The organism is Flavobacterium bizetiae (assembly GCF_902804475.1).
Classification (GTDB): Bacteria; Bacteroidota; Bacteroidia; order Flavobacteriales; family Flavobacteriaceae; genus Flavobacterium; species Flavobacterium bizetiae.
Window position 1 is genome coordinate 1 of sequence record NZ_CADCSU010000181.1, and the last position, 13,827, is coordinate 13,827.

Annotated in this window: 14 protein-coding genes; 13 read left to right on the forward strand and 1 reads right to left on the reverse strand. The window is 33.3% G+C overall.

Annotated features, from left to right (window positions below; genetic code table 11):
* Positions 1–264: 264 nt before the first annotated feature.
* The 7 genes from FLACOL7796_RS22470 to arsB all read left to right on the forward strand — a co-directional run bounded on the left by FLACOL7796_RS22470 (position 265) and on the right by arsB (position 5,143).
* The gene (locus FLACOL7796_RS22470; protein ID WP_173973015.1) at positions 265–795 is read left to right on the forward strand and encodes an RNA polymerase sigma factor; all 531 of its coding nucleotides are present in this window, start codon (positions 265–267) and stop codon (positions 793–795) included.
* Complete coding sequence (locus FLACOL7796_RS22475) at positions 795–1,583, forward strand: anti-sigma factor (protein WP_173973016.1); 789 nt, start codon at positions 795–797, stop codon at positions 1,581–1,583. The genes FLACOL7796_RS22470 and FLACOL7796_RS22475 overlap by 1 nt, the downstream gene beginning before the upstream one ends.
* A gap of 206 nt (positions 1,584–1,789) precedes the next feature.
* Complete coding sequence (locus FLACOL7796_RS22480; protein ID WP_173973017.1) at positions 1,790–2,524, forward strand: DUF3667 domain-containing protein; 735 nt, start codon at positions 1,790–1,792, stop codon at positions 2,522–2,524.
* Positions 2,525–2,607: 83 nt separating this feature from the next.
* Entirely contained in the window at positions 2,608–2,940 is a 333-nt protein-coding gene (locus FLACOL7796_RS22485) for an ArsR/SmtB family transcription factor (RefSeq protein ID WP_173973018.1), read from the forward strand.
* Between the two features lie 18 nt (positions 2,941–2,958).
* Positions 2,959–3,432: a DUF6428 family protein gene (locus FLACOL7796_RS22490; protein ID WP_173973019.1), complete on the forward strand. Its 474-nt coding sequence runs from the start codon at positions 2,959–2,961 to the stop codon at positions 3,430–3,432.
* 18 nt (positions 3,433–3,450) lie between these two features.
* Positions 3,451–4,080 carry an arsenate-mycothiol transferase ArsC gene (locus tag FLACOL7796_RS22495; RefSeq protein ID WP_173973020.1) on the forward strand — a complete coding sequence of 210 codons (630 nt, stop codon included), beginning with the start codon at positions 3,451–3,453 and terminating at the stop codon, positions 4,078–4,080.
* A gap of 1 nt (position 4,081) precedes the next feature.
* Positions 4,082–5,143 (forward strand): ACR3 family arsenite efflux transporter, encoded by a 1,062-nt coding sequence (arsB, locus tag FLACOL7796_RS22500; protein ID WP_173973021.1) that lies wholly within the window; start codon positions 4,082–4,084, stop codon positions 5,141–5,143.
* A 411-nt stretch (positions 5,144–5,554) separates the two neighbouring features.
* Here the strand turns inward: arsB and ccsA are convergent, their stop codons facing one another.
* Positions 5,555–8,767, reverse strand: coding sequence for a cytochrome c biogenesis protein CcsA (gene ccsA / locus FLACOL7796_RS22505; protein WP_173973022.1), 3,213 nt, complete (start codon positions 8,765–8,767; stop codon positions 5,555–5,557).
* Positions 8,768–9,160: 393 nt separating this feature from the next.
* On the opposite strand from ccsA, the gene FLACOL7796_RS22510 reads away from it, so the two are divergent.
* The 6 genes from FLACOL7796_RS22510 to FLACOL7796_RS22535 all read left to right on the forward strand — a co-directional run.
* Positions 9,161–9,922, forward strand: a complete 762-nt coding sequence (locus FLACOL7796_RS22510) for a Rossmann-like and DUF2520 domain-containing protein (protein WP_173973023.1) — start codon at positions 9,161–9,163, stop codon at positions 9,920–9,922.
* Entirely contained in the window at positions 9,906–10,433 is a 528-nt protein-coding gene (locus FLACOL7796_RS22515) for a KdsC family phosphatase (protein WP_173973028.1), read from the forward strand. Before FLACOL7796_RS22510 ends, FLACOL7796_RS22515 begins: the two co-directional genes overlap by 17 nt.
* A 96-nt stretch (positions 10,434–10,529) precedes the next feature.
* Positions 10,530–11,456: a geranylgeranylglycerol-phosphate geranylgeranyltransferase gene (locus tag FLACOL7796_RS22520; protein ID WP_173973024.1), complete on the forward strand. Its 927-nt coding sequence runs from the start codon at positions 10,530–10,532 to the stop codon at positions 11,454–11,456.
* Positions 11,449–12,033 (forward strand): Maf-like protein, encoded by a 585-nt coding sequence (locus FLACOL7796_RS22525; protein ID WP_173973025.1) that lies wholly within the window; start codon positions 11,449–11,451, stop codon positions 12,031–12,033. The genes FLACOL7796_RS22520 and FLACOL7796_RS22525 overlap by 8 nt, the downstream gene beginning before the upstream one ends.
* A gap of 11 nt (positions 12,034–12,044) precedes the next feature.
* The gene (locus FLACOL7796_RS22530) at positions 12,045–12,575 is read left to right on the forward strand and encodes a mechanosensitive ion channel domain-containing protein (RefSeq protein ID WP_173973026.1); all 531 of its coding nucleotides are present in this window, start codon (positions 12,045–12,047) and stop codon (positions 12,573–12,575) included.
* Between the two features lie 645 nt (positions 12,576–13,220).
* Positions 13,221–13,827 (forward strand): AI-2E family transporter (locus FLACOL7796_RS22535; RefSeq protein WP_173973027.1); only part of this gene is annotated, 607 nt, incomplete at its 3' end.

The window sequence follows — 13,827 nt, forward strand, 5'->3', positions numbered from 1 at the left end:
GCTTTAATATTATTCTTTTGAAGCTCTTTTCTTTCTTCTGCTATTTTTCAGCATTATCGTTTGATGTTATAATAGCATTTACGTAATGGGTTTGCTTTTGGTTTTAAAAAAATGTAAAAAAAATAATATTTTTTTAAAACCCCATATTTTACTAGGTTTCGGACTATTAAAAAAAAACTAATTTTCACAAAAAAATAAATTATCTTTATCTCAATCTATAAAAATGTATACGAAAATTTTGTTTAAGCTTAAAAACCTAAATCTATGAGTCAAGATGAATTGCTAGTTTTAATTTACAAAAAAGACGAAAGAGCTTTTACCCATTTGTATGATATGTATTCGAAAAGTTTGTTTTCGGTCATCAACGTCCTGATTAAAAATCGCGAAGAAGCCGAAGATGTTTTGCAGGAAGTTTTTGTCAAAATCTGGAAAAATATTGATACTTATAATGAGGGCAAAGGCCGATTTTATACCTGGATCCTTAATATTGCTAGGAATACATCGATTGACAAGCTGAGATCTAAAAATTTTAATAATAGCCAAAAAAACCTTTCTTCAGATAATTTCGTAAATCTGTTAGACGACAGTAATAAACTCGTTAATAGAATTGATACCATTGGAATTCAAGAATTTGTAAAGAAACTGAAACCAAAATGTATTGAGATTATTGATTTATTATTTTTTAAAGGATATACCCAACAAGAAGCTTCAGAAGAATTGGCACTGCCATTGGGAACTATCAAAACGCATAACAGAAACTGTATTAACGATTTACGTAATTATTTAAAAATATAATGGAAGCACAAGAATATATAGACTCAGGAATTCTCGAATTGTATGTTTACGGTTTATTGACCGAAACTGAAAATCTGGAAATAGCCGAAATGGCTAAGAAAAATCCCGAAATGGATAGGGAAATTATTGAGATAGAAAAAGCCATTGTAGCGCTATCATCAAGCTTCTCTCCTTTTCATTCGGTAGCCAATTTCGAAAAAATAAAGGCGCGATTAGAATTGAAACACGGCAAGGTAGTCGACATGAAACCTGCATCGACATGGTCTCAATATGTGGGCTGGGCTGCAGCAGTATTATTATTACTAGGACTTGGATACCAAACTCTGGAACTTACCAAAACAAAAGAAGCTATTTCTACTGTTGGAAATGAGAAAAATAAAATACAGAGAGAATATGCTTTCTTAGATCAGCAAAATAAGGAGACAGAGAAAAACTTAACTATTGTTAGGGATATTAAAAACACTGGTGTAACTCTTGGTGGTCAGGCAGTTTCTCCTAATTCATTTGCAAAAGTGTATTGGAATAAAGCGACTAAAACTACGTATATAGATGCTGCAGGTTTACCTACTCCGCCTAAAGGAATGGTTTATCAGGTTTGGTCTTTAAAATTAAGCCCGGTACTTACGCCAACAAGTATAGGTTTGCTGGATAATTTTGAAGGTAACAGTCAAAAAATCTTTGCTGTAAGCCAAACAGATTCGGCAGAAGCATTTGGAATCACTCTTGAGCCTGCGGGCGGAAGTTTAACTCCTACAATGACACAATTGTATACTTTAGGAAAAGTTTAAAAATAAACTTAACATAAAACTTAACATAAAACTAAGAACGCATATTAATTTATTTTAATGTGCGTTTTTTTATTAGTTTTAATTCTGATAACTCACTATTAACCAATTCACTACGATCGTTAACTGAATTTTACTTTTACTAATCATTTTATTGACGATTATATATCCTCAAGGAATGGAAAGAACAAAAATTAACACGCCTGATAATGGAAATCATTTGTAAAAACTGTCACCAAAAGTACACCGGAAATTATTGTAATAATTGCGGTCAGTCTACTGAAACGCACAAAATAAACTGGCATTTTTTATGGCATGATATTCAGCACGGATTATTACATTTTGATAAAGGGATTCTTTATTCCTTAAAACAATTGTTTACCAGACCGGGAGATTCTATCCGGGAATTTATAGAAGGGAAAAGAGTGAATCATTTTAAACCTTTGTCTTTGGTTGTGGTTCTGGCAACGCTTTACGGGGTTTTATATCATTATTTTAAAATTAATTTACTTCCTAATGTGCCTGCTGAGAATTTAAATTATGATGACTTCAACGAATGGATGTCGACTCATTTTTCATGGATAACCATTGCGACTATACCCCTGTTTACTCTTGGAACCTATATTTGTTTTAGAAATCAAGGTTATAATTTTGTAGAATATTTTGTCCTAAATACTTTTAAAGCTTCTCAAAAGCTATTTGCGCATATTTTATTGTTTCCGTTGTTGATTTATTTTAATGGAACTGAAGAAATTCAGAAGGTTACGAGTTTTATCTATGCCGTTGATATTGTTTTGATATTTTGGACAAATATTCAGTTCTTCAATAAAATTTCAATAGCAAAGGCTTTCTTTTTATCTCTTTTAAGTCATATTATCTTTTTAGTTTGTTTCCTTGTGTTTACGGCTATTATCCTGATATTGACTGGCAGACTCACTTTATAAAACCTTAAAAAAAACAAAAAAAATTATAGTTTTCTTTTTTTATAAATATCTATATCGTAATATTGCAATATAAAAATATTACTATGGGAGCTACAAAAACAGATCACTTTACAGACGACCAAAACGAATTGGCTATTTTAACAAAAGCTTTAGGTCACCCTGCGCGAATTGCTATTATTCAATACTTACTTAAAGTAAATGCATGTATTTGCGGTGATATTGTAAACGAATTACCGCTTTCGCAGCCAACGGTTTCTCAGCATTTAAAAGAACTAAAAAATGCCGGTCTTATAAAAGGAAATATCGAAGGAAATGCGATTTGCTATTGTATAAATGAAGTTGGGTTCGAGAAAATTAAATTTTTCTTTACTCAGGTAGATCTTCATTTAGAAAAAAGAAAAAACGAATGTTGTTAACTATTAAATCTAATTATTATGAAACTTTCAGAAATTAAACAAATACTTACTACTGTTGAGGCAGTAAACTTTCAGCTTCCTGACGGAAAATTTGTTCCGGAATATTTTCACGTGACAGAAGTGGGTTTGGTTACTAAAAACTTTATCGATTGTGGCGGTGTGGTTCGAAAAGAAACTGTTGTCAATTTTCAGCTTTGGGATGCGAACGATTATGAACATCGTTTAAAACCACATAAATTAATTCATATCATATCACTTTCTGAAAAAGTTTTGGGAATTGAAGATTATGAAATCGAAGTAGAATATCAAAATACTACTATTGGAAAATATGATTTAGGCTTTAACGGAAAAGATTTCTTATTACTGAATAAAACTACGGCTTGTTTAGCGCAGGATCAATGCGGAATTCCGTCTGATAAGCCAAAATTAAAACTGACGCAATTACATACTGACGAAGGCAATTCTTGTACGCCTGGCGGAACTTGTTGTTAAACTTAAAAGGTTATAAAAATGTCGAATCAAAATATTTTATTACCAAAAATTGAATCTTTAGTTTCGTCTTTTGATTTTGAAACTATTGCTAAAGAGCACAAAGATAAACTACAACCGCTTGTTGATTTTATCAGATCGAAATTTGAGCAGCAGAGCGAAATTAGATTGAATTTTATTTGTACGCACAATTCAAGACGAAGTCATTTATCTCAGGTTTGGGCGCAAACGGCCGCTCATTATTACGGAATTCAAAATGTTTGTTGTTATTCTGGCGGAACTGAAGCTACGGCTTTGTTTCCGAAAGTTGCTGAAACACTTAGTGATTCGGGGTTTACTATCCAGAAATTGTCTGAAGGGAATAATCCCGTTTATGCGATTAAATTCTCAGAAAACGAAGCGCCAATCATTGGCTTTTCTAAGACATACGACGATCAATTTAACCCGGAAAGTGAGTTTGCGGCTATTATGACTTGTTCGCAAGCGGATGGTGGTTGTCCTTTTATTGCTGGAGCTGAAAAAAGAATTGCGGTTACTTACGATGATCCAAAGGCTTTTGATAATACACCTGAACAAACAGAAAAATATCACGAAAGAAGCCTGCAAATTGCTACTGAAATGTTTTATGTTTTCTCTCAAATAAAAAAATAAGATGTCATTAAATCATTGTTATCCTGTTGTTGAGAAAAAGAAATTAAGCTTTCTGGATCGTTATTTAACGCTTTGGATTTTCCTTGCGATGCTTATTGGAGTTTCTGTGGGCTATTTTTTTCCGTCAAGCGGAAGTTTTATCAATTCGTTTTCTAGCGGAAGTACAAATATCCCGCTGGCGATTGGTTTAATTTTAATGATGTATCCGCCACTGGCAAAAGTGAAATACGAAAAGATGGGAGAAGTATTTAAAAACACCAAAATTCTGGGTGCTTCTCTTTTTTTAAACTGGATTGTTGGTCCTGTTTTAATGTTCTTTTTGGCTCTTTTATTCTTAAAAGATTATCCTGAATATATGATTGGTCTAATCTTAATTGGACTAGCACGTTGTATTGCCATGGTAGTAGTCTGGAATGATCTGGCAGAAGGTAATCGCGAATATGCGGCTGGTCTTATTGCGCTGAACAGTATTTTTCAGGTTTTACTTTACAGCGTTTACGCCTACATTTTTATCACCGTTTTGCCTCCTTATTTTGGATATTCAGGTTTTACAGTTGATATCAGCATGATAGAAATTGCTAAAAGTGTGGGGATTTATCTGGGAATTCCGTTTGCATTAGGGATTATAACCCGATATGGTTTAATAAAACTCAAAGGCAAAGAATGGTTTGAACACAAATATATTCCGTTCATCTCTCCTATGACACTGATTGCATTATTGTTTACAATTATACTGATGTTTAGTTTGAAAGGTGAATTGATTGTTCAGATCCCGATGGATGTGGTACGAATCGCGGTTCCGTTGGCGATTTATTTCGGATTAATGTTTGTGATTAGTTTCTTTACCGGAAAATATTTTGGTGCTGATTATTCTAAAAGTACTTCGATTGCTTTTACTGCTACGGGAAATAACTTTGAGTTGGCTATTGCTGTTTCGATTGGTGTTTTTGGTATTAATAGCGGTCAGGCTTTTACCGGCGTTATCGGTCCTTTGGTTGAAGTTCCTGCTTTAATTGCTTTGGTTAATGTGGCTTTCTGGTTTCGAAAGAGATATTTTTTTTAAAAGGTGCTAAGGGACTAAGGCTCTGAGTTGCTAAGTTTTTTAAACGTTTTATCTTATTTAATATAACCCACGGTTTTGGCTGTGGGTTTTCTATTTTGTAATAATATATAAACCTGGATATATTATACTTGAATGGCTCAAAATGCTGGCTATGTTTTACACTGAATCATAGTTTAAATTTTATTTCAGTATTTTTCTGAATTACTTTTTTATTTTGATAGAATTATCTTGAAAACGAATCTCCTAGCCCTGATAGAAGTGGAAATCCTTTTGTGCCGGTGTTCGGCACAAAAGATTGGAACATATAGCAGGAAATAGCTCCTAATTCTTTTAATCAACTACAATATTACATAAAAAAAGGTTCAACGTGATGTTGAGCCTTTTTTGTGAATTAATAAAATACCTTAGTTATTATTTTTTCTTTTTATAATACTTGCGGTATTTTGGATATGTTAGAATTCCGATAAGCGAAATTGTTCCTAATGAATACCAGATCCAGCTTAATGAATGTGCTTCTCCACTTGCATATGAGTGTAATCCTACGAGGTGAAAGTTTACTCCGTAATAAGTAAACAAGATCGATACGAAGGCAAACATACTCATTAAATTAAAGAACCATTGTCCTCTTAACGAAGGAACAAAACGAGCGTGAATTACGAAGGCATACACCATAATCGAGATTAAAGCCCAGGTTTCTTTTGGATCCCACCCCCAGTAACGTCCCCAGCTTTCGTTGGCCCATTGTCCTCCAAGAAAGTTACCAATGGTAAGCATGATAAGACCAATTGTTAAAGACATTTCGTTGATATAGGTAATTTCTTTGATGTTTAGGTCCATTTTTGCCTTGTTCTTGTCGTTGGTAAAGAAGATTAAAATTAATCCGACAAAACCAAGAATCATTCCTAATGCAAATGGGCCATAACTTCCTACAATTACTGCTACGTGAATCATTAACCAATATGAGTTAAGAACGGGTTGCAGGTTTGCAATTTCAGGATCGATCCAGTTGGCGTCTGCAGCAAAAAAGATCATCGCTGTTACGAATGCTGCTGATGCGACGGTAAGTTTCGATTTGCGATCGAAAGCCAGTCCGAAGAACATGGTTGCCCATGCCACGTAAACAATTGCTTCGTAAGCGTTACTCCAAGGTGCGTGACCTGAAATATACCAACGGGCTATTAAGGCGATAGTATGAAATGCAAATATTACTCCTATCAATATATGAAAGCCATTTACGGTAATACGAAGCCATTTTTTATCAAAGAAAGTACTGAAAAGCGTAAAGATCAACATGAAGATTCCGGCAAGCGAATACCAGTAGAACATTTTTGGCAAAATGTTGTAGGTATTATAAGCAATTTCAAGATCGATTTTCTTATCGCTTGGACGTACTTTACTTCCGAATTTCTTTTGAAAGCCATCTATACTTTCAACCAAATGATCGGCGGTATCGAAGTTTTTAGAAATTGATCCGTTGTTTAAAGCGCTAAAATATAAAGGCAGAATTTGTTTTACGTAGGTAGAATCCATGCCTTTTAAACCTGCATTTTGTAATTCTAAGTACGAAATCCATTTATTACCAGGATCATTCGGGATTGGGAAAATTCTCAGGATGCTTCCGCTTAAAGCAGATTCCATCAGGTTTACTTTTTTATCTGTTTCGATGAAATCTGTTTCGAAACTATTTGGATTCGCTGCTTTATATGCCGCATCTAAATAAGGAGACAATTTATAGTTTCCGTTTTCGTCAAAGAATTTTACAAACGGTACCAATTTTGCTTTTCTGTCTACGCCAATGATTCTACGAATACTATCATCTTTTGTATTCAGATAAATAAGCGGAACTTGTATCCAAACCTGAGCGTATTGTGTCATTGACAAGAAAACCTGATCAGAATTCATTCCGTTGTAGGTATCTTTATGGCTTACTTTTCTTAACAATTCAGACGAGAATGTATTGATAGGTTTCATTCTACCACCGGCATCCTGAATAATCAAACGTCCGAATTTAGCGGCATGTGCTACCGGAGCTTTATAAATCGTTAATAACGAATCGATTTGTTTCTGACTTGGTGCAGCAGTTACGTGATTGGCATGATCGTTAGGATCTGCAGGTGCATGATTATGACCGTGATCATGACCATCTCCTTCTGTATGAACGTGAGGTGCCTGAGCGAAACCAGTGAAACTTAGCATTAAAACCAGAATCGTAATTAATTTTTTCTTTTTTACATTCTCTAATTTACGTTTTAGATCAGCAAAACGAGAATGTTTCGTAAACATAATAGCCATTAAACCAAAATATAACATAAAATATCCAAAATAAGTAATAGAAGTTCCCCAGAAATCGTGGTTTACAGATAATACTGTTCCTTTTTCGTCCGGATCGAATGAAGATTGAAAAAATCTGTATCCTTTATAATCTAAAACGTTGTTCATGAAAATTCTGGCATCAAAAGTTTCTGTAGAATCCTGAACGGTTACTTTACTTTCAAAAGAAGAGTAACTTTTTTCTGTACCAGGATATTTTGTCGCAATAAAATCGTTTAGTTTTACTTTAAAAGGCAAGATATAAGCTTTACTTCCGTAGAATAAACTGTATTCGATTTTGCCAATTTTTACGGTTTGAGGCTCCCCTACGCTACCTTTTGATCCTAAAAGACGAACTTCTTTTTCCTGACCATCAGCTTTAACTTTTACTACTAAAGCATCGTGGTGAGATTTGGCTTTATAATCGTTATTCGATTCGTAATCAACAACTCCTCTTACAGCAGGATCCGGAAAAACGATTCGGATATCTCCAATACTATATAAAGAACGCATCATAAGAGGCTGAATATCATCTTTGGTTACAGATCCTTTTAATTTATCTGCCATTCGCATAAACTCTCCTTCAAAAGGGGTTTGAATGGTATATTTTTCTCCAGTTGTATTAATATTGATAGCACCTTCTGTAGGTTTGTTTAATGCAAATAATACATTATGAATGTTTTGAACTTCTCCTTCTTTTAGAAAATGTTCTTCACGTCCGCCTGCTCCTGCTTCTACCAATTTAAGGTATAAAGTTCCGTTTGCAGATGGTTTTATTACCTCTTTAGCTCCCATGATGTAGTTAACGTAAGTTACTTCAAAAGGAGTTTCGTCGAATTTACCTGAAAGAGTAAAATCGTTATTGGTTACCGGCGAAAATAATAATGGCTTGTCAAAAACTCTACGTTTCATTTCGCCTTTGTATTCTCCGTCTGCAAAAACAGTTAAGAATGTTTTGTCTGAATAGACTTGATTTTCGGCAGCGCCTTCACGAATTGGCATCATCCCTTCGTAGCTGATATAGCGCGTAATAAAAGCTCCTATAAGAATAAAAATAAAAGCTAAGTGAAGTATAAGTGTTGCCCATTTTTCTTTTTTATGCAATTGGTAACGCTTGATATTTCCGAAGAAATTGATCAAAAAGAAGACCATTATTGCTTCAAACCACCATGTATTATAAATTAGAATTCGGGCTGTGTCTGTATTGTATTTACTTTCGATAAAAGTACCAATACCCATTGCGATAGCAAATGTTAAAAAAAGAACAGACATTAATCGTGTAGAAAACAAAAAAGAGAATATTTTTTTATCCATTTTTGAGGAATTACATTGTATAAAAGTGGCACAAAAGTACTTAAAAATGTTGAGTTCCAATATTTGAAGTTTGTTAATAAAAACCAAAAATAGGGTGTCATTTTTAGTCAAATTAATAAAAATGTACGCTTAGTTTTACAAATTAACAATAGCATCATTTAATGTAAAAGTAGTTATGAGTTTGACGCCATAAGACTTGAAGAGTTTTTAGGATAATGAAACTGTTTTCGTAAGGTTTAAAATTGCCTGAGTTTGTAAAATATCCCGTTTTAATACACGTTTGCATATCATTAACAAAATAATGCGCGATTAAAATCTTTTTAATCTGCTCAATCTGTGGGGAAACTCTACTTTGACTATTTTCTTTAGAAAAAATAATGCTAATTTTGCGATATGATTCGAATAACAATAATTGGTTCAGGCAATGTTGCCCAGCATTTGATAAAAGCTTTCACCAAAAGTGAACTTGTAGAAATCGTACAGGTTTATTCCAGAAAAAAAGAAACTTTAAGTTCTCTAATTGAATTTGATAAAATTACAAGCGATTTCGAAGAATTGCTGGAAAGTGATTTATATATCATTGCCGTCTCAGACAAGGCTATTGCTGATGTTTCTAAGCAATTGCCTTTTCAAAACCGAATCGTTGTGCATACTTCTGGCGCGGCTTCGCTTGATGTTTTGGATGCTAAAAACAGAAAAGGTGTTTTTTATCCGCTTCAAACATTTTCTAAAAACAAAGAAATCGATTTTTCGATCATTCCACTTTGCTTAGAAGCTGAAAATACTTTCGATTTTCGTGTTTTAGAAACTGTTGCTAAAAGTATCTCAAATGCTGTTTTTGCTATTAACTCTGATCAGAGAAAGGCGTTGCACGTAGCAGCGGTTTTTGTAAATAACTTTACGAATCATTTATATCAAATAGGACAGGAAATTTGTACTGAACATAAAGTTCCTTTCGAAATTTTGAAACCGTTAATACAAGAAACTGCCGAAAAAATAAATACCTTAAACCCTGTAGATGCGCAAACCGGACCGGCAAAACGAAATGATTCGGTGACGATCGAATCGCATTTGGCGTATTTAAACAACGAAAATCAAAAAAACATTTATAAACTTCTAACACAATCTATTCAAGATGATAGACAAGCACTTTAAAGAAATAATGAACGACATCACAACTTTTGTTTTTGATGTTGATGGCGTACTTACAGACAGTTCAGTTTTTGTAACCAATGAAGGAGAAATACTTCGCACAATGAATATTCGCGATGGTTATGCTATGAAAGCTGCTGTAGAAAGTGGTTATAATGTTTGTATTATTTCTGGCGGAAGCAATGAAGGCGTTCGTGTTCGTTTACGTAATCTGGGAATTAAAGACATTCATTTAGGAACTCCAGATAAAGTAGCGACTTTTAAAGAATATACTGAAACTTATAATATTAAACCTGAACAGGTATTGTATATGGGTGATGATATTCCTGATTTTCACGTAATGAAATTAGTAGGTTTACCAACCTGTCCGCAAGATGCAAGTCCTGAAATCAAGAATATTTGCCGTTATGTTTCGCACGTAAAAGGCGGAAAAGGCGCTGCAAGAGACGTGATCGAACAAGTGATGAAAGTACAGGAAAAATGGATGGAACATTTTAGCGGGAAACACGACTAGTTTTCAGTCTCAGTCTCAGGTTTTGAAAACTTGAAACCTGAAACGAAGAAAAACCTTTGTTCCTTTGCCCCTTTGAACCTTTGTAACTTAAAAAAAATGAAATTCCTCAAACTCATTCGATATAAGAACCTACTCATGCTTGCTTTTATGCAGCTATTGTTTCGTTATGCTTTTTTAAAACAACAAAATATTCCATTAGCGCTGTCTGACTGGCAATATGGGCTATTGGTTTTGAGTACTGTTTTATTGGCTGCAGCGGGTTATGTTATAAATAATATATATGATGTTGCGACAGACACCATTAATAAACCACAAGATGTTGTAATTGGTAAAGGAATTTCAGAAACTGCTGCTTACAACATTTATATTGGTCTTAATATTACAGGCGTTGCTCTTGGTTTTGTTTTGTCTAATATCATCTTAAGACCTGGTTTTGCTTCACTGTTTATTCTGATTGCATCATTGCTTTATTTCTACGCAACGACTTTAAAACAAATCATGATTTTAGGCAACTTTGTGGTAGCATTATTGCTTTCTGTAAGTGTATTAATCATTGGTGTTTTTGATCTTTTTCCTGCAGTTAATTCAGAAAATCAGGCGCAAATGGCGAGCTTTTTTTCTATACTAACGGATTATGCTTTGTTTGCTTTTATGATTAATTTTATCCGTGAGATCGTTAAAGATATCGAAGATGTAAATGGCGATTACAATCAAGGAATGAATACCTTGCCGATCGCAATAGGAATTAGTAGGGCTGCAAAAATAGCAGTGGGTTTTGCTGTTATTGCGTTTATATTGTGCCTTTTATATATCAATCTTTATTTTTTCCAGAATAATCTTTTTATAGCCACGTTTTACGCTTTTGCTTTTGTTCTGGCGCCTCTTTTATATTTTATTGTAAAAATCGTTTCGGCAAAATCAAATAAAGATTACCATCATTTGAGTACGGTTTTAAAACTCATTTTATTCTTCGGAATTTTATCTATTCTAGTTATTACCCTAAATATCAAGTACAATGCTTAAAGAAAAATTACAAAAATATACTTTAATCCTGGCTTCGGGATCACCACGCAGACAACAGTTTTTTAAGGATCTGGATCTTGATTTCGAAATAAGATTAAAAGAAATTGAAGAAATATATCCTCCTGAATTAGAAGCAGCCGAAATCACGGATTATCTGGCAGCATTAAAAGCAAGTGCATTTGATGGAGAACTTAAAGAGAACGAGATTTTGATTACGAGCGATACAATAGTATGGCATCAGAATAAAGCTTTAGGGAAACCTAAAAATGCTGAAGAAGCTTTTGAAATGATCAAATCAATGTCTAATGATACGCATGAAGTTTTTACATCGGTATGCTTTAGAACCAGCTTTACTTCTACCGTAATCAATGATGTAACGAAAGTAACATTCAAAGATTTATCAGACGAATCAATTTTATATTACATAGAAAACTACAAACCTTATGATAAAGCCGGTGCTTATGGCATTCAGGAATGGTTTGGTTTTATGGCAGTTGCAAAAGTTGAGGGATCTTATACTAATGTTATGGGCTTGCCAACAGCTAAAGTTTACGAATATTTGAGTACTTTAGTGTAAAAAAATTATTTATGTTTTCCTTAAAAGAATATAGCCACGAAATATTAAGCACGATAATAATACTAATTGCTCTCGCAGCTTTAAGGGTTATTGTTGCAAAATTAATTCGTCGTTACGCCAGTACAAGTCATTTATTAGAGCATCGAACCAATTTGGTAGTCAAATACATTCATATACTAATGAATATATTGGTTACGATTAGCTTGATTGTTATTTGGGGGGTTGAAACTAAAGATATTTTTATCACGGTTTCTTCCATCGCGACTGTAATTGGTGTGGCTATGTTTGCGCAATGGTCTATTTTAAGTAATATTACTTCCGGAATGATTTTGTTCTTTTCTTTTCCTTTTAGAATTGGAGATACGATCAAAATTCATGATAAAGATTTCCCGATAGAGGCGGAAATCGAAGATATTAGTGCTTTTCATGTGAATCTAAAAACGAAAGAAGGCGAGAAAATCATTTTCCCGAATAATCTTTTGCTTCAAAAAGGGATTTCGATTATGCCGGCGCACTACGAAGAAAAGGAGTTTTTTGATTAAAATTAATTAAGGTTAGATTTTACCGCAAATTCTTTTAATCTGTTTATTATTTAACCGCAAAGTCCGCAAAGATTTACGCAGAGATCGCGAAGTTATTTGAGCTGAAAACTTCTGAGAAAGTTCGCAAAGCCTTATGTCTTTTTTTATTTAATCTTCACCAATAAATAAAATTTGTGCTAATTTGTGCTAATTCGTGGCAAAAAATTTTTCACGCAAATTTAGCAGATAAAGCAGATTTTTTTAATCTTTAAAATCTTTTAATCTGTGGCAATATTTAACCGCAAAGTCCGCAAAGATTTACGCAAAGTTCACAAAGTTTTTTGAACTGAAAATTTCAGGGAAGTTCACAAAGCTATATGTCTTTTCTTTATTTAATCTCCACCATTAAATAAAATTCGTGCTAATTTGTGTAATTCGTGGCAAAAAAAATTTAAAGTAGATTTAGCAGATTTTTAAAATCTTTTTAATCTGTGTTCATCTGTGGCAAGAGAAAATTCAATCTAATTCGTGCAACTCCTGGCGAAAAATAAAAACTATAATGGGAATTTTATAAACTATTAAGAAAAAGCTAAAACGTTATTTTTTAAATAAAATATAATATTTGTTTTACCAAATTCTAGTTTTTTACTAAATCACCAAAATACAATGATTCGTACCATAAAATTACCGTTTTATGCTAAACTTGCTTTTATATTAGTTAGCTTTATTTCTTTTGCTTTTATCTTCTGTGCCGGAAAAGACATTATTACTCCTGTTTTAATGGCCTTTTTATTTGCCGTTTTATTAGTGCCTATTTTTACTTTTTTACACGGTAGATTAAAATTCCCCAGACACCTTGCTGCGGCATGCTGTATATTGATTTTTGCTGCTTTTATTGTAGGGATTTTGATTTTCATCTCTTATCAGGTGAGCGATATTGCGAATGATTTTGATACCATAAAAAAGAATGCTAACGCCTTTATAACGGATATTCATAAATTTGTAAAAGATAATTTTCATGTAAGCATTGGCGAACAAAAAAAATATATTGATACGGTTGCAAAAGATTCTGTACAAAACGGAAAAGCAACTATAGGTTCAGCATTATTATCTATAACTGATCTTTTGGTAGATTGTACCATCATCCCTATTTATACCTTTTTATTTTTATTGTACAAAGATCACTTTATTCTGTTTTTAGCAAAACTGGTTAATAAAGAAGATCACTCTATATTAAAAGGTATTTTATCTCAAATAAAAGTTTCTATTAATA